Here is a 19,995-nt window from a genome sequence, read left to right on the forward strand (position 1 = left end):
TGGGAGCAGTAGACAATGAAGTTTATGTACGTGTTTACCATTGGTTGTCAGATGAATATTTCGGATGCGGATTTATTTTACCGCCTGCTGGCACCTCTGGGATATATGCCGGGAGACAGCCCGGAAGCGTCCGATCTTGTGATTGTCAATACCTGTGCCATCAGGGCTAAGGCTGAGGATAAGGCCTTCAGCTTCATTGGACGCCTGCAGGCGATCAAGGCCCGGAAACCGGGTTTCCGGGTGGGAGTTGCGGGCTGTGTGGCACAGCAGGAGGGGGCAAAGATACTGACCCGTGCACCGTATGTGGATTTTATCTTTGGAACCCATGCCATCTGGCGCTTGCCGGAGATTGTCACCCTCGTGGTCCAGGAGGGGCGTCGGATTGTGGATGTGGACATGGCGAATGAGTTGCCGGAAAGGGATGGCTCATCGGATGGCTTCACAGGGGCGGTGTCGGATTTTGTTACCATTATGAGAGGTTGTGATAATTTCTGCACCTACTGTGTGGTTCCCTATGTTCGCGGGCGGGAAATGAGCCGTGCACCCGAGGCCATTGTGGAAGAGGTCAGCCGCAAGGTCCGGGCCGGTGCAAGGGAAATTACCCTTCTGGGGCAGAATGTGAACAGCTATGGGAAAAAAGAGGGATTGCCGGATTTTTCTGAACTGCTGCGGCGGGTGGCGGATGTGGAAGGCCTGCACAGGCTTCGTTTTGCCACTTCCCACCCCAAAGACCTTTCCGATGATCTGATTCATGCTTTTGCAACAATACCCAAGCTCTGTTCCCATCTCCATCTGCCTGTGCAGTCCGGATCCAGTGCCGTACTTTCCCGGATGAACAGAAAGTACAGCCGGGAGCACTACCTGGAGCGTATCGACCGCTTGCGGGATGTCTGCCCGGAGATGGCACTGGGCACGGATATCATTGTGGGCTTTCCGGGAGAAAGCCCTGAAGATTTTATGAATACCCTTTCGCTTGTGGAAAAGGTGCGGTACGATAGTCTGTTTGCCTTTGCCTATTCTGACCGGCCCAATGCCAGAGCAGCCGGTTTTACGGACAAGGTTCCGGAAAAGATAAAAAAGGAGCGCCTGAAGATCCTTCTCGACCTGCAGGACGGTATTACACGGGAGAAAAATGAGGCCTGTGTGGGCAGAGTGGAGGAAATTCTGGTTGAAGGAAAGAATATTCGTACGCTGGCCCCCGGTGCCATTCATGACCCTGTGGCTGGGGAAAGGGTAACGGGACGTACGGAGGGTAATCGCCTGGTACATGCTGATCCTGGTGAAAACAGCAGCGATATGGTGGGTCAGTGTATCCGGGTGTGCATTGACCGGGCGCTGGGACACTCCCTGTGGGGAACACGGGTAGCATAAAAATTGCAGGCGCAGACTGCTGCGCAAGGAGGATAGGGTGTTTCGAGTGGAAGTTGCCAGCCTGAGCCTGGACCCTGGAAGTCGTGAACCTGTTCTGATTCTGAAAAAAGCCGATGGTGATGAGGCCATACCCATGGTGATCGGTCATCTCGAAGCGGCGGGTATAGCCGCATCCCTCAGGGAGAATAAGGGCAAAAGACCTCTGACCCATGATCTTTTTGCAAACTTTATCCGTGAAGCCGGATATCGTCTGATCCGTTCTGAAGTACTGGATCTGGAAGATGGCATTTTTTATGCCAGAATTTTTCTGGGCTCCGATGAGGAAGATGCCTTTTTTATGGATGCCCGGCCCAGTGATGCGGTGGCACTGGCTCTGCGTTTTGATGCTCCGATTTTCATGGAATCACAGGTGTTTGAAAAATGGCATGACATGGATAAGGAGTCAGCGATGGAGCCATTTGATACCAGTGATGAAGGAAAGAAGTGGACGGATCTTCTGGAAAAAATGGAAACGGAACGTTTCGGGCATGCCTGAAGGATCATAAGCAAGGGTTCCTGTCACCCTTTCCCTTCTGTTACGGAACAAGGGACAGGGCCAGCAGCCGGAGGCCGGATGGCTCTTTTCGATTCTCACGGCAAAAATGGGGACGGTGTGGAAGCATCATCCCCAGGTTTCTGGTTGTTTTTTGATACGGAAAGCAGCCTGCTTTTCAGCGGGCTCTGTGAGCTTCCAGCAGAGACTGGGGCACTTCCTTCCATTTCAACGAATAGATGGACAAAAAACCACTTTTGCCCTTCAGAGGCCTTGGTGGCAGAGCCGTGCATGGCAGACGGTGCCTGACGGCCTGATATGTGGATTCGCCCAGAAGAATATCCGCATAATCCACCGGCACATCCTTTCCTTCCTTTTTGTCTGCCTGCAACTCCAGATTGACTTCCTTAGTGGCACTTTCCAGCCTGGCTGCCACATTCACCGCATCACCGATGGCTGTATAGCTGAAACGAAACGATGATCCGAGGTTGCCCACTACGGCAGGTCCCGTATTGACACCGATTCCCATACGTAACGGATCGGTATCGGGATGGTCTGCGTTGAAGGTTTCCAGGGCCTTCAGCATGGCAATAGCCGTGAGACAGGCATGGAATGGATGGTCCGCATCATCAAGGGGAGCGTTGTAAATGGCCATGATGGCATCTCCGATGTACTTATCCAGCGTTCCCTTGTAGGTGAATACGGCACGGGTCATGGGTTCGAAATAGGCGTTGAGAAGCTGTACCATGGATTCCGCATTCATGGTTTCGGATCGGGCCGTAAATCCCCTGAGATCCGTGAAAAGAAGGCTCAGTTCTCTGGCTTCCCCACCCAGACGAAGGCTTTCGGGGTGTTGAATGAGCTTTTCCACCACCTCCGGGGCCAGATAGCTGGAGAAGGCGGAACGCAGTGCTTCGCTACCCGCGCGGCTCTCCATGAAAAGATGAATTTCACCCCCGAATATGGCCAGAGTCAGCCATAAGCCCGGATAAAAGATTTCGATCCATAGGCCTCCGTATAGGTACCCTCCGAGGCCAGCTCCGAAGATAGCGGTGAAAATGGCAAGGTAAACAGGAATACGCTGCCATGGATTCTGGATACGAAGACAGGGCAGCCACAGGAGGCACAGGAAAAGAAGGATGGCGGCCATTTTCCAGCCTCCGATTTCTTCCGGTATGGAACCATCCAGCAGATTGGCCACAAAGGTGAGATGCATGAGAGGACCCGGAAACTGGCCGAGGGGAGTGGCTCTGAGGTCGCTTACGCCCGCTTCACTGACACCAATGATGACTATTTTGTCCTGCATTTCAGACGGATTGAAATCATCTGCCATAAGCCGGGTGAAACTGATGGAAGGGTAGGATGATTCCCTGTAAAAATTCAGACGGATGGCACCCTCCCCATCGGCGGGTATTCTCTGATCCCCTAAAAAAATGCCCCTTTCCGTAAATATAAGATCTTCATGGCGGGCAAGGCGGGCCATTTGTACGCCAAGGTTGGGAATGGCCAGATCTCCCACCCAGAAAGCCAGTGGATAATGACGAAAACGGTGATCCGCATCGGGCAGGGTATTGAGGGCGGCAAGGAAGGGAATGGATTCGCGGATGGGGGATACGGGAGCTTCCAGCCGGTCACTTTCCACAAGCCTTGCCGTTCCGGCCTGCATGAGGGAAGAGTCGAGCAGATGGTCATAGACATCTGCTCCAAGGCTTGACAGTCTGGGGCCATTGAGAAAAATACCTCCGATTACGGGAAGCCCCAGCAGGGAATCCGCCAGTGCCTCATCCTTTGCCTGATCTGTAGGTTCCGCAAAAATAATATCCAGTCCTATGACACGGGCTTCCGACAGTTTTTCAAAACCCTTGCCCAGAATATCTCTGGGCCATGGCCACCGGCCGTAGGTCTTGACGCTCTCATGGTCGATATCCACAAACAGAAGGGATGAATCCGGTTCATTGGGATTGAAGGCATAATAAGTGTCGCTCATTGCCGATGCCATGGCTGCAATGAGCACGGGAGGCCGCAGGGAAAGACCCCATATAACAAAGGCCAGAATCAGCATGGGAATGACAGGCCGCAGGAAAGTATGCTGTTTCCAAAGGGTTTGTATGGCATGTTTTTTCATGGAAAAAGGTTCCTTATCGGCTGGCCCTGCCGGTTAACGGGCTGTCCGGCTGAATATGGGATGCAAGGAGTTCACGGAGACATGCCGTTGCCAGTTTGAGGTGCTTGTCTGCCAGTATGCTTCCCGTAACATGAAAATACCTTACTTTTCCGATTAAAATGGAAAGGATGCGTTGAAAATGTATAGCATGGGATACTTTATTTACAAGTGCGTACTTGCGGGTTGTCACGCAGTTTTCGATTCAGGGTCTGCCGTGAGATACCGAGCAGTTTGGCCGCCCGTGTCTGGTTGCCCTTTTCCTGATGCAGAGCCAGGCAGATCAGGTTGTTTTCTGCCATGGCCAGGGTGGGAAAGGGTACCATGGGCAGTGGATGGGGTGAGGGGTTGCCTTCTGCTGGCTCGATGGGTGGTTTCCCTTTCAGTACGGAAAAACAGGAAGGGGCAAGAAGATCATCATCGCATCGGCTGACCGCGTCATGCAGCAAACCCTGCAGCTCGCGAATATTGCCCGGGAAAGAATAGGACTGAAAGGCTGTGACAAGGCTTTCAGAAATCTCTGGAATCTTCCGCTGCAGGAGCTTGGCGGCCTGTTTTACGAAAAGATCCATCAGAAGCGGAATGTCGCATTTTCTTTCCCGCAGGGGGGGCAGATGGATGGCGTGGGGAGCAATGCGGAAAAAAAGATCTTTACGGAAATGCTTGCCTTCCTTCATTTCCTCCGGATTGCGGTTGGTGGCCGTAAGAATACGGGCAGTGGAACGTCTGGGCCTGTCCGCTCCCAGAGGCAGATAGTCGCCTTCCTGAAGAAAGCGCAGGAGTTTGATCTGGGTCTGAAGGGGCATTTCTCCGATTTCGTCCAGAAAAAGAGTGCCCTCGGCCGCCTGGGCTACCATACCGTCACGCTGCAGGGCCGCATGGGTGAAGGCCCCTTTTTGGTGTCCGAAAAGGGAGTCTGAGATGAGGGTTTCGTCCAGACCCGCAATGTTCAGAGCCACAAACTGCCCCTTGCGCCCGGAGAGTCTGTGGAGGGTGCGGGCGATGAGTTCCTTTCCGGATCCTGTTTCGCCAGTGATCAGTACGGGGAGAGAAGAGGGGGCCACTGCCTCCATATAGTGGAAAATGCTGAACATGGCAGGGCTTGCCGTATGGATGGGAGCAAAGGCTTCCGGTTGTTTCAGCTGTTTGCCCAGACCGCTGTGAATGCGGCGGGTGGTTTCCGCAAGATCCCGGACTTCAAGGGCTTTCCGGATGCCCACAAGGAGACGCTCTTTTTCTACGGGTTTGGTGATAAAGTCAAAGGCTCCCTGTTTCATGCATCGTACGGCGGTTTCCACAAAACTGGCTCCCGTAAGAATCACCACGGGGATGTGGGGGTAATTGGCAAGGATCTGGGGTAAGAGGGTTTCGCCGCTTTCCCCCGGAAGGTTGAGATCAAGAAGAATGCAGGCCACCTGCCGGGTTTCAAGAAAGGGAAGGACCTCTTCTCCATTATCCAGAAGATGGATGGGATCAAAACCCGCCTGCCGGAGGATAATCCGGTAGGCGTTTCGGCTGTGGGGCTCATCTTCGACAATGAGAATTCCGGGAGAATCCCTGTGCATCATATGTCTCCTTCACTCAGCCTGAGAAGCCTCAGGGCCGTCTGTTCCAGTTTCTGCATACGGATGGGTTTTCCAAAAATATCGGGAACTCCGAGCTGGCGCAGGCGTTCCAGGGCTGCGCTGGATTCATAGCCCGTAACAATAATGATGGAGAGATCCCGAAGATCCGGTTCGGTGCGGACCCATTCGCAGACCTCAATGCCGTTCATGTCCGGCATATGAAGATCCAGTACCAGAAGATCCGGTTTCAGTGAGCCCAGTTTCAGGCAGGCAGCCATACCTGAGTCTGCCTCATGAACATCAAAATGGGGATTGTTTCTCAGCATGTCGCAGAGCAGGGCGCGGATTCCCTTTTCATCATCCACCACAAGAATTTTTTTGCGCAGAGAAGGGGGCCTCAGGGGGAGGTGAATGGTAAAAACAGAACCCTTGCCTTCTACGCTCTGAATGTCCATGCGGCCTCCATGCTCCCGGATGATGGTATCGGAAATGGAAAGCCCAAGGCCCGTTCCTCCCTGATCTCTCCGGGTAGTGTAAAAGGGATCATGAACATGGGGCAGTACATGGGTGGGAATGCCTCTTCCTTCATCCCATATTTCTATGCAGACTTCCCTTGCGGCCCTGTCATGGAATGTGCTGACACGGATGGCCTGATCCCGGTCCGTGAGTGCCTGGCAGGCATTCTGGATAAGATTGATGACGACCTGTTCCAGTTTCTGAGTGTTGCCGCGAATGGCGGGAAGGTTTTCCGCATAGCGAACCCGAAAACGGGGAGCCTGTTTACGGATGAGGTTTCCCAGAAGGCTGATGCCACTGCGCACTACCTCATTGATCTCCACTCTGGCGGAAAGGTCCGGATCATCCTGGCGGGCAAAGTTTTTCAGATCTTCCACAATGTTGCGTATACGGCGGCCTCCGTCACGGATGCCTGCAAAAAGTTCCGGAAGGTAGGTTTTCATTTCTGAATAGGGAAGGCCGCCGAAATCAAAGTCTCCGTGGGTCTCAAAATGTCTGTGCAGAATGGGAATGACCGCGTTCCAGGAATCTTCGATCAGGGGCAGGTTGAGCATGATGAAGTTGGTAGGGTTATTGATTTCATGGGCCACACCGGAAACCAGGGTACCGAGAGCCACCATTTTGGCGGCCTGTATGAGTTGTTCCTGCTGATGTCTGGCCTTGGCTTCCGCTTCTTTCTGTTCGCTGATATCCCTGCCCAGAATAAAAAGCGCTGTCATTTTTTTACTGGAGTTGAATACCGGCCATATGGAAAAAGCCATGTAGCATTCATCGTTGTGATCTTCATAGTGCAGGGGCTGGCCCGTTGCGACCACAGCAGCTACCCTTTTTTTCCTGTGAAGAACTTTGTCAGGGGGAATCAGCTCCCAGAGCATGCTGTTTTCTACATGGCTGGACGGAGGAATCTGAAACCACCGGCACATCACCTGATTGATACGGAGGATGCGGCCATCGGGCGCTATGAGCAGCAGGGCATCGCTGATGGCGTCAAGCAGGGCATAGCTTACCCGGTTGCTGAAACGCTGATCTGCTTCAAGGTTTTTTCGTAGCCTGCGTTCCATATGAAGCTCTTGTTCCGCTTCATGAAGCCGCTGCCTGAGGGAGTGGAGGGAGTCTTCCTGCGGGGGATCCTGTGCCTGTTTCATAAAGCCATCCTTGCACCCTGTTCCTGAACCAATGCTTTTCTGACACCGGTCAGCCTGGCCGCAGAGACGGGGTGCTTTCAGGTCAGGGGACAAAGACAGCTGGGCGCATTTCCTGAACAGGATTATTTTTTTCATAAATAAGAGTCATGCCTTCCTTTTTACTCCGGAAAGCCGTGCTTATCCCATAGATGTTTTCGCTGCCCCCAAGAAGGAGATAGCCGTCGGGCTCGAGGACGGCTTCAAAGCGTTCAAAAATTTGCCGCTTCGTAGATTCATCAAAATAGATCAGTACATTACGGCATAAAATGAGGTCAAAAAAACCAAGGCTGGGAAAGGATTGAATAAAATTAAGATCCTGAAAACGAACGGATTTTCGAATGGTTTCCAGGAGCAGCCACTGATTTTCTCCTGTTTTGGTAAAGTAGCGGTCCCGGCGCTGTGGAGAAAGTCCCCTGCTGATTTCCAGATCGGAATAAACAGCTTTTTGGGCTTTCATCAGGGCTGGTCCTGAAATATCCGTTCCCAGAATTTCGAAATTCAAGGGTGAAATATCATGGTTACCGCTTATGCTGCAATATTCATGGATGAGCATGGAAAGGCTGTAGGCTTCCTGACCGGTGGAAGCTCCCGCACTCCATATCCGGATGACAGGGCGGGGGTGCAGTGCTTTTTTCCTTCTGATTTTGAGCGCCATTCTGGGCAGAATGTGGTTCATGAAGGTATCAAAGGGGTGCTGGTCCCGAAAAAAATAGGTCTCATTGGTGGTGATGGCCGCTATGACCCTGCTTTTCAGCGCTTCATCCCGGCTATGCCTCAGTTTTTGAAAAAAAGCGTTGAAATCACGGCAGCCTTCACTGATAACGAGGCTTCCCAAGCGTTGCTGGACAAGATACTCTTTACCTGTCTGAAGGTAAATGCCGCAGGCTTCATGGATCCAGCCGCGCAGTTGTTCAAATGCATTCTGGGAGAGTTCCATGGTCATCAGGCTCCGGAGCAGGATGTGAGATACTGGTGAACGGCATCTGCCATGGTGTCCAGGGGAAAAATGGCGTCAGACAGACCCGCCGACACAATGCTTCCGGGCATGCCCCACACCACACTGCTGGATTCGTCCTGAGCAAAAATTGTAGCCCCGGAGCGTTTCAGGCTGGCAGCACCCTGAGTGCCGTCCTGTCCCATGCCCGTCAGAACAAGGGCCAGAATTCTGTCCTGCCACACAGGGGCGGCTGAGCGGAAAAGAATATTGGCAGAAGGTTTACAGCCTTTTTCCGGAGGGCCATCATTGAGGACGATGCGGATACGGGTTCCTGATTTCCGGACCAGCATGTGACGGCCTCCCGGTGCAATATAAACGGTACGGGGAAGCACATCCATATCGTCGGTGGCTTCCATCACCTGATGGCTGCACTGAAGGGCAAGGCTTTCCGCAAGGGACAGGGTGAAATCCGGTGGCATGTGCTGTACCACAAGAACAGGGAGATTGCAGGCCCGGCAGAGACGGGGAAGGAGAAAATGGAGGGCTTTGGGTCCTCCTGTGGAAACGGCTATGAGAATGACTTCTGTCAGACCGGCCCGGGGCCCGCATGGTGGCGGACAGGGTTGGGTTGCAGGCGGTAAGGGTCTGGGCCTTCCCTGTTTCATATAAGAGCGGATTCTTGGGGCCACGGCGTTGCGAAGACGATCCAGTGGCAGTTCACCTGTAGCCGCAACAGGTTTGGGGATATAGGCAAAGGCCCCGTAGGCAAGACTTTCCCGTCTCAGATCTTCCGCACTGCCCGCATGACCGCTGATGACCAGCACACCCATGGATGGATTTTTTCCGCCGCCCGATTCCTGGATGGCTTTCAGGGTGGCAATGCCGTCCATGTCCGGCATGTCCAGATCGAGGGTGATGATATCAACCTTTTCTTTTTCCAGAAATTCAAGGGCTTTTTTGCCGTTTCGTACGGATCCGACAACCTGGATGTCTTTTTCCTGTGCAAGGCTCAGGGCCAGTGCATTCCGGAAAATTCTGGAATCATCCACAATGAGCACGGTGATGGGGGAAACCATGGAAGCACTCCAAATGATCAGGCAGGAAAAACGGAATGGCCTGAACCATGCAGCCGGACCGGGACCGGCCGCATTTTGCCCTGATCCTCGGGGTCAGAGAGGAAAGGGATGGGATGTTTAGGAAAAAAGCCATGGAGCAGCGGTTGTCAATCCAAAGGGATCAACCGTAAATATGACGTCTTTTGCAACTGGATGCAAGGAGTAATCCATATCCCATGGGAGCATTTGCTGTTATGATCCCTCCCGGCGTAATATCCGGGAGGGATTGTCATCAGGATTCGGTTTTGAAGGCAGCCATATGGTGGCGGAGATCTCCGGCCAGACGGCTCAGATCAACGGCAGAACTGTTTACCTGACTGGCCGCCGCGCTGGACTGCTGGGCCGCCGCACTGACGCCCTGAATGTTGGCGGCTATGTCTCTGGCAGCCTGGGCCGCTTCTCCGGCATTGCGGCTCATGTCATTGGCTCCCTGGGCAACTTCGGCTATGCCCGTTGCAATGTGCTGGATACCGGACGTGGCTTCGGCTATGTTGCTGGATATGGTTTCCGCAATGCGTGTCTGGGCCTTGACGGCTTCCGTGGTTTCATTGGTCCGGTTGGATATGTCCGTGATGATGCCGGAAACATCGGCAATGCCTTTGACCGCTTCTCCTGTTGTTTCCTGAACACCCCGGATTTTAGCGGCAATGTTTTCGGCGGCGTGGGCACTCTGGCTGGCAAGGGCTTTGATTTCACTGGCAACAACGGCAAATCCTCGTCCTGCTTCACCGGCACTGGCAGCCTCAATGGTGGCATTGAGGGCCAAAAGGTTGGTCTGCTCGGCAATACGTTTGATTACTTCCGTGACATCTCCAATTTCCTTGGCCGCATTGCCCAGCAGGTTCATGGTTGCCGTAGCCGAACCCGCAAGACGGATGGCTTTTGTGGCAATGGCTGTGTTGGTATCCGCATTCTCTGCAATTCTGCGGATACCTTCACTGGATTCATCCATGGAAAGTGTGACGGCTTTCATGTTGGTGCTCATCTGTTCCGCCGTGCTGGAAATGCCCTGTATATTCACGCTCATTTCTTCCGTAGCGGAGGCCATAGTACTGATATTGGTGCTCATCTGTTCCGTAGCACTGGCAACATTACTGGCCTGGGCCGTTACTTCCTCCGATCCGGATGCCAGCTGACGGGAAACGGTGGAAAGTTCTTCGGAAGCACCGGCAAGGGTATCGGCGCCGCCTTTGACCTGACGGATAACACCGGAAAGCTGATCCATGGACCGGTCAATGGCCTTGGCAAGTTTGCCGATTTCATCCTTCTGGTCCAACCGGCTTCTGCCCGTCATATCACCCGTGGCAAGGCCCTCGGCCGTTGCAACCAGAGTCTGTATGGGCCTGCTGATTCCCCTTGCAATACTGTAGCCGGAGGCAAGGGCAAAGCCAAGGCCCAGAAGGGAAATGAGGGAAATACCCCATAAAGCCCGCCTGACAATGCGCTTGGTATTCTCTGCCGCCACATAAAACTGCTGCCAGGCACTGTCAGAAGCCTGGCTGGCAAGCTGCAGAAGAAGGGCTCCGCGGTTTTCCAGCTCTGGGAGGGTTTCGTTTTCAAGAATGAGGCGGTTATTGACCCATGCCGTTGCATGCTGGCGGTATTGCTGCAGATGTCGGCTTACTTCCGTTAAAAGGTCAAGGTTCCGGGATGCCGTTGTCTGATGGCGGGATGTTTCCAGGTTCTGGCTGAGTGTTGCGTAATATGCCAGCCACTGGTTACGGTTTTCTTCGTTGCGGTCCAGAATATAGGTTTTTTCAAGAACCCGCATCTGTGCCATATCCTGCGTCAGCGTACTAACGAAACGGCTTTCCTGAAAAATTCTGGTAACATCCCGGTTTTTCGCTTCAAGAAAAGCTTCCACGAGGGCCGTAATGACGTTGCCCTGTTCCTGAAGTTCACGGGCAAGGCGGCCACGGCGGGCTTCTGCCGGATTGCTGCGAAAGGCAGCCAGCCAGGCATCTCCCGTTTCCCGGTAGCGAACCAGCACCTGAATCATTTCGTCCAGCTTTCTGATCAGTTCAGAGTTTGCCTCCTTTTCTTTCAGGCCCTTGGCAAGGGTTTGCATGAGGGCATGTTCCCTTTCCATGGACCGGAAACTGTCTTCGCTGTCAAAAAGGGCAGAGGCCGTAAGGTGAAGACGCATCATCCCCATCCGGTGTTTCAGTTCATTGGCCATTTCCAGAGCGGCCTGGGCTTCTTCCTGAAGTGTTTCATAATGGGCGGTCAGTGCATGAAAGGCATTCGTAACTTCCTGGCCTGATACATCAAAGCGAGTCTGGTTCCGGATGTTTTCGTGTATCTGTCTTTCGCTCAAGTCCATGCTGCGTGAGAAAAGATCGATAACTTCCCTTCCTTTTTGATTGGCATCACTGTTACTGCCAGCATATTCCCGGTGCAGGGAGGTAAGAGAATCCAGATGTTCCAGAGCCAGAGCCAGCTGGCGGCGGCCTTCGGCAAGGTCGTTATCCTGCCCGTTCATGATAAAATTCTGCATGGCCATGATGGCTGACTGCGATGCATGTTCCAGATCTGCAACCCGGTTGGTCACGGGAAGGGTATACTCCGTGGTATGGACCATGTCATTGCCAATGGTATTCATGCCTCGCATGCTGGCTCCACCCAGCAGGAGAAGTATCAGGCAGACAAGGCCAAAGCCAAAGCCAAGTTTTTTTGCAATTCCAAAATCCTTGAATTTCACGCTGCACACTCCTTCGTATTTTGATACTTTCAAACAGTTTCAGAAAGATGCCTGTTTCATTTCGGTAAGAACTGGAGCAGAGAGGTCACCAGCCTGCTTCAGTATGGTCGATGCGGAAAGCAGGGTGACAAGTCCATTCTCCTTTTTCAGAATTCCTCTGGCCAGCTGCCTGAGAATGCCATTACCGTTTTCTTTTCTGCGGTCATCCATGGGGGCTATCATGTTTTCCGGCGCAGGGAACACATCACCGATGCGATCTACAAGAACGCCAAAGGATTCCCCTGCATGGGGCTTGAAGAGCAGAATCCGGGTATGCTCTCTGGCAGGAGCAGGCGGATGGCCCAAAAGAACTCTAAGATCTATGATCAGATGAATCTGTCCCCGTATGTTTACGTAGCCACGTACGGATGGAGGGGCATGATGAACCGGTGTAAAGTGGTTTCGCGTGTGCACTTCCTTGATATCGAATATATCGAAACCGTAGGTTTCCTCTCCAATGAAAAAGGTACAGATCTGGCGGTTATGGCTGGTGATCATCATGCGCTTTTCCTTTGCGGATTTTTGTTCCCATGCAGCAGGATACGGATGCTGTTCCGCAGGTTTTCCCTGTCTATTTTCACCTCAAAGGCATCAAAGCCCGCTGCAAGAGTACGGTTCCGGTCCGTTTCCGTGGCCAGTGCCGTGAGCGCGATGGCTTTTATATGGCGGCATGAAGGGTCCTTACGGACTTCCCGTATCAGCTGCCATCCATCCATTTCAGGCATTTCAAGGTCGCTTACCAGAAGGTCAAAGGATTGTTCGCGGAGCAGTTGCCATGCCTCTCTGCCATTGGATGCCGTTGTCACCCTGCATCCATCTGACTCAAGGTAATTCCGCACAAGCTGGGTGAAAAAAACCGTATCTTCGGCAAGAAGGATATGACTTTGTTTTGGCTGTTCTGTTTTTTCGCCAAACCAGCCCGGCTCCGCACTTTCAATAATCTGAAAGGGGTCCAGAAAAAGGGAGAGTTTTTCCTGAACCACAGCAGCACCGAGAATGCCTTTTCCGGGGATACTTTTGGTTGCAAGATCCAGTGGTATATCAACAATATCTCGTATTTCGGAAAAGAGAATCCCATAGGGCTTTTCGGAAAATTTAGGAAGAAGCAGATGGAAGGTTTCGCTCTCTGGACAGGGGGATACGGGCAGAATGTGTTCCAGCCTGACAATGCGGGTGGGAACATTGTCAAGGGTGATAAATTCTTTGTCTCCAATCCGCTCAATATGATGGATGGATATTTTTTCAACCCGTCTTACCAGCTGAAGGGCCATGGCGAACTGCTCGTGGGGACCGGCTGCGGTGAGAAGAACGGGTTGAGTTGTTGTGGTGGCGTGGGTGTTTTCTGCGCGGGCGGCAAGGGGTACACCCGTATGTCTGGCAATGCCTTCTATATCCAGTATGAGAGCCACCTGCCCGTCACCCATGATGGTGGCCCCGGAATAGATGGCAATGGTTTTCAGGGCCGGATGCATGGGTTTGACCACAATTTCTTCGGTTCCGATCACTTCATCGACCTCAAGACCGAAACGATGATTGCCCACTTTGACAACGGCAAAGGTGAGATTCTTGCTCTCGCCGTTTCTCGGAGTACGGGCGATGGCAGTCTGTATGGTTTCCGTAAAGGGAACCGGACGTTTCAGCACCTCTTTCAGGCGAACCATGGGCAGAAGGGTTTCCCTGAGTCGACAGACCTCGTGGGTTCCCACGCAGGAAATCCGCTCGCTTATTTCACGGTCATAGAGGCAGACCAGTTCTTCGAGGTTCACCTGAGGAATGGCAAAACGATCTTTCCCTGCACGAACCGTAAGGCAGGGAATAATGGCAAGGGTCAGGGGCAGGGATATGTGGAAGCGACTCCCCTGACCCCGGATGGAAGAAAGCTGGAGAGAGCCGCCCAACGTTTCGATGGATGTTTTGACCACATCCATGCCGACCCCTCTGCCGGAGACCTCTGAGACCTGATCTGCCGTGGAAAAACCGGAAAGAAGAGTGAGCTGGCAGATATCTTGTTCCGACATACGGGAAAGTTCGGATTCTTTTTTCAGTCCGGATTCCAGAGCTTTTTTACGGATTTTGTTCGTATCCATGCCCTGCCCGTCATCACTGAGGACAAGGGCGATCTGGCCTGCTTCATGTCTGGCTGCAACGTGGATATGGCCGGTTTCCGGTTTGCCTGCGATCACGCGCTGCTGCGGTGATTCGATGCCATGATCACAGGCATTGCGGATAAGATGGGTCAGGGGATCGGCCAGGGCTTCCAGTATGCTTTTGTCCAGTTCCACATCCTGACCTTCCATCTCCAGCACAATGTCTTTTCCCAGTTTATGAGAAAGGTCCCTCACCATACGGGGCAGCTTGGCAAAAATATTGCCAATGGGCTGCATACGGGTACGCATGATGGTCTGCTGCAGTTCCGTAGTTACACCATCCAGACGCTGGGCGAGGTTGTGCGAGCCGGAAGCATGCTCTGATTCCAGAAGATGCTGGTTACGGACAAGAACCAGCTCTCCTGCAAGGGTCATCAGCTGATCCAGAATGTCCAGACGGATCCGGATGCTGCCGGTTTTATCCGCAGTCTGTTCTTTTGTGCTGCCGGTTTTTTCTTCCTGTGGCGGTGGGGCTGGTATGGTTTGGTCTGGAGCAGAAGAGGAGCTTGAAACCACGGAATGAGAAGGCATTTCAGCCGTGATGACGGCAGAGTCCATACAGACACCTTCACGGGATACGGGAAGGATATGCTCTGCACCCAGCCCGCTTACGGAAGGGATCAGGTCCATTTCCAGAATGGTGGCATACAGTACCTGATAGGTAAGGGGGCCGGTGGGCAATCCCTGACGGATATCAAAGGAACCGAAGGAGAGCTCGGCCTCCACAATTTCACCGGCGGACAAGAGGTCTGCGATGATTGCCATGGGGCGTTTGCCGGCTTGTTCCATTACCGCAAGATCATAGTGCAAGAGGTAAAGCTCTCTGGCCTTGTCGATGCGATGAAGGGTGTAGGCAGAAACGGTAAAGGGCAGCGGATTGTTGCAGGCACACAGTTGGGCCGGAGTTTGGCGGTCTTTACGGGCTTTGTCGGGCAGGCGTTCTTCAAGGAGGGCATCCAGGCGATGCTGCATGCTGCTGATATCCATATCATTACTGTTTTCAACATCATCCAGCAAGGTCTGGACATAGTCGGTTCCGGACAGAAGACCGTCAATAAGGGGACTATCCGCATTCATTTCTCCGGAACGGACCATGGAAAGCAGGGCTTCCATGGCGTGGGTGAGGGATCCTATGGAGGTGAGCCCAAGGAAGCCAGCACTCCCCTTGATGGAATGAACAGCCCTGAAAAGACCGTCCACAATGGTTCGGGATGCTTCCGTATCGGCGCCTTCCAGCCCGAGTATGTCTTTTTCGGCCCTGGTCAGGTGCTCCCGGGCCTCATTGACAAACTCATCCAGAATTGCCTTGTCATTGAGCATGGGTGTCTTCCTCGGATTCAGGATTTCGGATAATGGTGTACATGCGATCCAGTCTTGTCATGCGGAAAAGGGTGACAAGACTTTCGCTGGCACGGGTGATGACCAGTTCACCATGACGCTTGTTCTCGCCCAGAATCCGGGCAAATCCTACCAGGAGGCTGAGCCCTATGGAGTCTATGTCGGAAGTCTGGGAAAGATTCAGCCGGAAGGAAGAGATGCCCTGATCGAGGATGGTAAGCATGAGACGTCTGAGACCATCTGCGGTAGCCGCGGTGATATCTCCACCGGGATGGATTTCTGCCCACTGACCATCCATGTGCCAGGAGCAGTCTTCCTTTCGGGGTACGGAAACCCAGGCCGTAACGGATCCGGGCAGGCGTGTGAAACGGATTTCGTCGGAAAAGGCATGAATCAGGGCAAAGCCCCGGCTGCGGTCCTGGGAAGGGTCTTCGGGCATGGTAAAGGAGAGAGCTTGTGGATCCACACCGGGGCCCTCATCTTCTATACGGATACAGAACCTGTCTTTGCCCAGTGCTTCAATAGAGCCTTTCACCAGAAGAGCCCTGTCTCCTGCATTGCCATGTTCAACCGCATTGATCAGAAGTTCTCTGAGGACAATGATGATTTCCGAGAACCGAGTGGTTCCAAGACGGCCCATAAATTCCTTGGCAAGGCCCACAAGGCGATCCACAAGCCCCATATCCGAGCCCATGGAAAAATGCAGAACCCCGTCTTTTTCCTGGATGGCAAACATAATGCACCCTTTCTGAATGGTTTTTATGCTACGTACTTCTGGAGCTGCCCGGAATGTCCACCACGGCCAGCAGCATGTCATCTGCTGGTTTATTGCGGCAGAAAGCCATGATGTCTTTCCAGAGGGCTGAAAGAAAGTCGTCCAGGGTTTTGTCCCTGTGTTTTTCAGCCAGAAAAAGGATGCCTTGTTCGCCAAGATTCTCCTTTTTCCCCGTGGGACCATCCACCCGTTTTGCCTGTATAATACCGTCCGTAAACAGAAGAATGCGGTCCCCGGGAGCCACGGGATAATTTTTTGGATGAAACACGGCATCCGGCCATAGGCCGATGCTGTCTCCTGCTGCCCTCAGGGGTAAAATTCTTCCTGTTTTTCCTTCCATGAGGATGGGGGATGGATGGGCGGCATTGCAGACTTCAAGGCGCATGGCCGGGAGGCTCATACGAAGAAACAGCCCTGTGATCATGCGATCGTTACCGGAAGAGGTAAGGTGGGTATTCAGGGCATGAAAAAAGGTAGTTCCGTTTCGTTCAGGGTGCTCATCAAAAAAGGCCTTGAGCAGAATGGTATGGTAAGAAGCGCCCATATCATGACCCGCCACATCGGCTATCAGCACATCCCATCCTTCCGTATCCTCGCGGAAACTCAGGAAGTCTCCTCCTGCTTCCGCATAGGCATGCTGCATATGGCGAAGGATGAGTGCGGTACAGCATGTGGGTTGCCGGGTCAGGGATGCATGGGCTTTCCGGGCGTCCTCTATCTGTTTGCGGCGGGAAGCAAGGTCCATCCGTAACCTGTCCATATCCCGTTCCCGCAGTCCGTCGGATAAGCGGGTTGCCCGGTCTGATCTGTGGCGCTCAAGGATGGAGGCGATACAGGTCTGCACCTCATCGGGAGTGAATGGTTTATCAAGGTAATCCCGACATCCCCTGCGCATGAGGCTGACTACCATATCTTTGTCTCCGTATCCGGTAATGGCCACAACCGGAATGAAGATATCCTCCCTTTTCATGGCTTCCAGCAGTTCAAGTCCCGTAAGTCCCGGCATCTGCACATCCGTCAGGAAAAGATCAATGTCCATTTCTCCACGGCGGGTTTTTCGGAGAATGGCCAGGGCTGCAAGGCCGTCTTCGGCAAGGGAAACTTTGTAGCCTGCCTTGCGGAGGATGAGAGAAAGTCCCAGCCTTGTATGATTTTCATCTTCAGCGATCAGAATATGGGCTCCCATGATCGGTCTCCTTTGCGGATACCTGTAGCAAGTTGTGTGCCTCATAGAGTGGCCCCATACTGCGGAGGGCCGTTTGTAACAGATGCATGGGTGTCGCAGATTGCAACGATTTCACAATGCCGGACTGTAGCAATCTGTTACAGTGTCGCAAAAGATTACAAAGAGGGTGGGTTTATGGGATCAGCGCCGGGGTTGGCAGGAGATGGGGGTTCTGGTCAGACCGGAAAAGCACCGGATGTGGAGACGGAGGACTCCATTCCGGTTGACGGTCTCCGTGCATCAGGCCGGTCTGTCCGAAGGAAGAAGGGTTCCGCGGAACTGGGCCATGGCAGGGTGAACAAAAAAATACCTGCACCCATGCAGCAGAATGGGGCAGGTATGAAAGAATGGACGGGAACAGGAACGTTACACCATGGCCTGTACAAAGGTCTGCATATCAAAGGGCTGCAGGTCTTCAACCCCTTCCCCCACACCCACATAGCGGACCGGGAGTCCGAGGTGTTTCTGGATGGCAATGACAATTCCGCCTCTGGCCGTACCGTCCAGCTTGGTCAGCACAAGACCGGTCAGCCCGATGGCCTCATGGAACAGCTCCGCTTGCCGCAGGGCATTCTGCCCGGTGGTTGCATCCAGAACCAGAAGGGTTTCGTGGGGAGCACCCGGCATGCGTTTATCGAGGGTCCGGTGGATTTTTTTCAGCTCCTCCATGAGATTCACTTTATTGTGAAGACGGCCTGCCGTATCCACAATGAGCACATCGGCGTTACGGGCTATGGAGGCATCCAGAGCATCATAGGCCACAGCGGCAGGATCGGATCTGTCTTTATGGCGGATGAGCGTGGCACCACTGCGTCTGGCCCAGAGCTCCAGCTGCTCACTGGCGGCTGCTCTGAATGTATCACCGGCGGCCAGAACAACCTTTTTCCCTTCCTGCCCATAACGTGCGGCCAGCTTGCCGATGGTTGTGGTTTTGCCTGCACCGTTGACTCCGACAACAAGGATAACCCGTGGGGTGATTTCCGAAAGGATGTATGGTTGCTCTTCCGCAGGGCCCGTCGGAACTTCTTTGAGAATTTCTTCCCGGATGCGGGCTTTCAGGTCTTCACTGGAATGGATCCGGCCGCGAATAACACGGATACGTTCTACGATGTCCATGGCCGTTGTGACGCCGATATCGGCTGTGATCAGTTTTTCTTCCAGATCTTCCAGCAGGTTTTCATCGAGTTTGCGGCCAAGCAGCAGATCATCCACATCCGTTGTCAGAAATTCCCGGGTTTTGGAGAGGCCCTGTTTGAGTTTTTTGAAAAGACCTCCGGTGGCTTCCGGTTGCAGATTTTCCTGCTCTTGTGATGGACTTTTTCCGACTGCAGAGTCCGGGGAGACGGGGAGGGAAGGGTCCCTATCATGGGCCGGTGGCTCATGTTTCTTTAGGGTACTGCTTTTCGGACCATTTTCATGGTTTACCGTATTTTTTTTGGAAGATTTTTTACCAAATAATGAAAAACTCATCCGGTTGTTCCTCATCCTGCTCCGCAGCCTGTACAGCCTCTGCAGTGGTCATGTGTAACGGAGGTGAAGGGTAGTCTCTGGTTATCAGGAAGTTACGGCTTAGAGAATCTGGCTGAGAAAAAGCCTTGCTCTTTCATTCCGGGTGTTTTTAAAGAAGTGCTCCGGGGTTCCCACTTCAAGAATTTCTCCATGATCCATAAAGATAACCCGGTCTGCCACTTCTCTGGCAAAGCCCATTTCATGGGTGACCACCACCATGGTCATTCCTTCTCTGGCAAGGGTTTTCATTACGTCCAGAACTTCGCCTACCATTTCCGGATCCAGTGCGGAGGTGGGCTCGTCAAAGAGCATGACCTTCGGGTCCATGGCAAGGGCTCTGGCAATGGCCACGCGCTGCTGCTGCCCCCCGGACAGCTGCTCCGGGTGCACATTGGCTTTGTCCCGGATCCCCACCTTGTCGAGAAGTGTATAGGTTTTTTCTGTGGATTCCTCGGCAGGGCGTCGACGGACAACTTCCTGAGCAAGCCGGATGTTCTGCATGACCGTTTTGTGGGGAAAGAGGTTGAAGCTCTGGAATACCATGCCCACCTCTTCACGGACTTTATTAATATTGGTTGAAGGATCAAGGATGTCAATGCCATCGATCATGATATGACCGCTGTCGGCTTTTTCCAGTTGATTCAGGCAGCGGAGAAAGGTACTTTTCCCGCTGCCCGAAGGTCCTATCACCACAACCACTTCGCCAGCGGCAATTTCGCAGGAGACATCCTTCAGTGCGTAAACCTTGTGGGGGACATGGAATGTTTTATAAATATTTTTAACGGAAATCATGGTTGCCTATGCTTTTTATCGGTATCGGTTGAAGGCTGTGGCTGTTTTTCGGCCCGCCGCATGGAGCTCTTCTCAAACTGTGTCAAGG

The 19,995-nt window shown here is 53.1% G+C and carries 14 protein-coding genes; 2 read left to right on the forward strand and 12 right to left on the reverse strand.

Features of this window, described 5'->3' with window-relative positions; all coding sequences use genetic code 11:
• Nucleotides 1-15 precede the first annotated feature (15 nt).
• Both miaB and OOT00_RS10440 read left to right on the forward strand, forming a co-directional pair.
• Nucleotides 16-1,371, forward strand: a complete 1,356-nt coding sequence (gene miaB, locus OOT00_RS10435; RefSeq protein WP_265425321.1) for a tRNA (N6-isopentenyl adenosine(37)-C2)-methylthiotransferase MiaB — start codon at nucleotides 16-18, stop codon at nucleotides 1,369-1,371.
• A gap of 37 nt (nucleotides 1,372-1,408) precedes the next feature.
• Nucleotides 1,409-1,906: a bifunctional nuclease family protein gene (locus OOT00_RS10440; RefSeq protein ID WP_265425322.1), complete on the forward strand. Its 498-nt coding sequence runs from the start codon at nucleotides 1,409-1,411 to the stop codon at nucleotides 1,904-1,906.
• 175 nt (nucleotides 1,907-2,081) lie between these two features.
• Here OOT00_RS10440 and OOT00_RS10445 read toward each other — a convergent pair whose 3' ends face one another.
• The 12 genes from OOT00_RS10445 to OOT00_RS10500 all read right to left on the reverse strand — a co-directional run bounded on the left by OOT00_RS10445 (nucleotide 2,082) and on the right by OOT00_RS10500 (nucleotide 19,907).
• A complete protein-coding gene (locus OOT00_RS10445; protein ID WP_265425323.1) occupies nucleotides 2,082-4,028 on the reverse strand; it encodes an adenylate/guanylate cyclase domain-containing protein in 1,947 nt (648 codons plus the stop codon).
• A 197-nt stretch (nucleotides 4,029-4,225) separates the two neighbouring features.
• Nucleotides 4,226-5,632: a sigma-54-dependent transcriptional regulator gene (locus OOT00_RS10450; RefSeq protein ID WP_265425324.1), complete on the reverse strand. Its 1,407-nt coding sequence runs from the start codon at nucleotides 5,630-5,632 to the stop codon at nucleotides 4,226-4,228.
• A complete protein-coding gene (locus OOT00_RS10455) occupies nucleotides 5,629-7,290 on the reverse strand; it encodes a hybrid sensor histidine kinase/response regulator (protein ID WP_265425325.1) in 1,662 nt (553 codons plus the stop codon). The genes OOT00_RS10450 and OOT00_RS10455 overlap by 4 nt, the downstream gene beginning before the upstream one ends.
• Nucleotides 7,291-7,372: 82 nt before the next feature.
• Nucleotides 7,373-8,272, reverse strand: a complete 900-nt coding sequence (locus tag OOT00_RS10460; protein ID WP_265425326.1) for a CheR family methyltransferase — start codon at nucleotides 8,270-8,272, stop codon at nucleotides 7,373-7,375.
• On the reverse strand, nucleotides 8,272-9,342 hold the full coding sequence (gene cheB / locus OOT00_RS10465) for a chemotaxis-specific protein-glutamate methyltransferase CheB (RefSeq protein ID WP_265425327.1): 1,071 nt from the start codon (nucleotides 9,340-9,342) through the stop codon (nucleotides 8,272-8,274). The genes OOT00_RS10460 and cheB overlap by 1 nt, the downstream gene beginning before the upstream one ends.
• A gap of 271 nt (nucleotides 9,343-9,613) precedes the next feature.
• Nucleotides 9,614-12,082, reverse strand: a complete 2,469-nt coding sequence (locus OOT00_RS16470; protein WP_265425328.1) for a methyl-accepting chemotaxis protein — start codon at nucleotides 12,080-12,082, stop codon at nucleotides 9,614-9,616.
• Between the two features lie 39 nt (nucleotides 12,083-12,121).
• On the reverse strand, nucleotides 12,122-12,622 hold the full coding sequence (locus tag OOT00_RS10475; RefSeq protein WP_265425329.1) for a chemotaxis protein CheW: 501 nt from the start codon (nucleotides 12,620-12,622) through the stop codon (nucleotides 12,122-12,124).
• Nucleotides 12,619-15,588 carry a hybrid sensor histidine kinase/response regulator gene (locus tag OOT00_RS10480; protein WP_265425330.1) on the reverse strand — a complete coding sequence of 990 codons (2,970 nt, stop codon included), beginning with the start codon at nucleotides 15,586-15,588 and terminating at the stop codon, nucleotides 12,619-12,621. Before OOT00_RS10480 ends, OOT00_RS10475 begins: the two co-directional genes overlap by 4 nt.
• A complete protein-coding gene (locus OOT00_RS10485; protein ID WP_265425331.1) occupies nucleotides 15,578-16,342 on the reverse strand; it encodes an ATP-binding protein in 765 nt (254 codons plus the stop codon). The genes OOT00_RS10480 and OOT00_RS10485 overlap by 11 nt, the downstream gene beginning before the upstream one ends.
• A gap of 28 nt (nucleotides 16,343-16,370) precedes the next feature.
• Entirely contained in the window at nucleotides 16,371-17,567 is a 1,197-nt protein-coding gene (locus OOT00_RS10490; protein WP_265425332.1) for a SpoIIE family protein phosphatase, read from the reverse strand.
• Between the two features lie 405 nt (nucleotides 17,568-17,972).
• Nucleotides 17,973-19,076 (reverse strand): signal recognition particle-docking protein FtsY, encoded by a 1,104-nt coding sequence (ftsY, locus tag OOT00_RS10495; RefSeq protein WP_265425333.1) that lies wholly within the window; start codon nucleotides 19,074-19,076, stop codon nucleotides 17,973-17,975.
• Nucleotides 19,077-19,175: 99 nt separating this feature from the next.
• On the reverse strand, nucleotides 19,176-19,907 hold the full coding sequence (locus OOT00_RS10500) for an amino acid ABC transporter ATP-binding protein (RefSeq protein WP_265425334.1): 732 nt from the start codon (nucleotides 19,905-19,907) through the stop codon (nucleotides 19,176-19,178).
• Nucleotides 19,908-19,995 lie beyond the last annotated feature (88 nt).

Source organism: Desulfobotulus pelophilus (genome assembly GCF_026155325.1).
GTDB classification, from domain to species: domain Bacteria; phylum Desulfobacterota; class Desulfobacteria; order Desulfobacterales; family ASO4-4; genus Desulfobotulus; species Desulfobotulus pelophilus.

Excerpts from the sequence above, each read along its gene's own strand:
- miaB (WP_265425321.1), top strand. The coding sequence starts at position 16 with ATGAAGTTTATGTACGTGTTTACCATTGGTTGTCAGATGAATATTTCG.
- OOT00_RS10445 (WP_265425323.1), bottom strand. The coding sequence starts at position 4,028 with ATGAAAAAACATGCCATACAAACCCTTTGGAAACAGCATACTTTCCTG.
- OOT00_RS10450 (WP_265425324.1), bottom strand. The coding sequence starts at position 5,632 with ATGATGCACAGGGATTCTCCCGGAATTCTCATTGTCGAAGATGAGCCC.
- OOT00_RS10455 (WP_265425325.1), bottom strand. The coding sequence starts at position 7,290 with ATGAAACAGGCACAGGATCCCCCGCAGGAAGACTCCCTCCACTCCCTC.
- OOT00_RS10460 (WP_265425326.1), bottom strand. The coding sequence starts at position 8,272 with ATGACCATGGAACTCTCCCAGAATGCATTTGAACAACTGCGCGGCTGG.
- cheB (WP_265425327.1), bottom strand. The coding sequence starts at position 9,342 with ATGGTTTCCCCCATCACCGTGCTCATTGTGGATGATTCCAGAATTTTC.
- OOT00_RS10475 (WP_265425329.1), bottom strand. The coding sequence starts at position 12,622 with ATGATGATCACCAGCCATAACCGCCAGATCTGTACCTTTTTCATTGGA.
- OOT00_RS10480 (WP_265425330.1), bottom strand. The coding sequence starts at position 15,588 with ATGCTCAATGACAAGGCAATTCTGGATGAGTTTGTCAATGAGGCCCGG.
- OOT00_RS10485 (WP_265425331.1), bottom strand. The coding sequence starts at position 16,342 with ATGTTTGCCATCCAGGAAAAAGACGGGGTTCTGCATTTTTCCATGGGC.
- OOT00_RS10490 (WP_265425332.1), bottom strand. The coding sequence starts at position 17,567 with ATGGGAGCCCATATTCTGATCGCTGAAGATGAAAATCATACAAGGCTG.
- ftsY (WP_265425333.1), bottom strand. The coding sequence starts at position 19,076 with ATGAGTTTTTCATTATTTGGTAAAAAATCTTCCAAAAAAAATACGGTA.
- OOT00_RS10500 (WP_265425334.1), bottom strand. The coding sequence starts at position 19,907 with ATGATTTCCGTTAAAAATATTTATAAAACATTCCATGTCCCCCACAAG.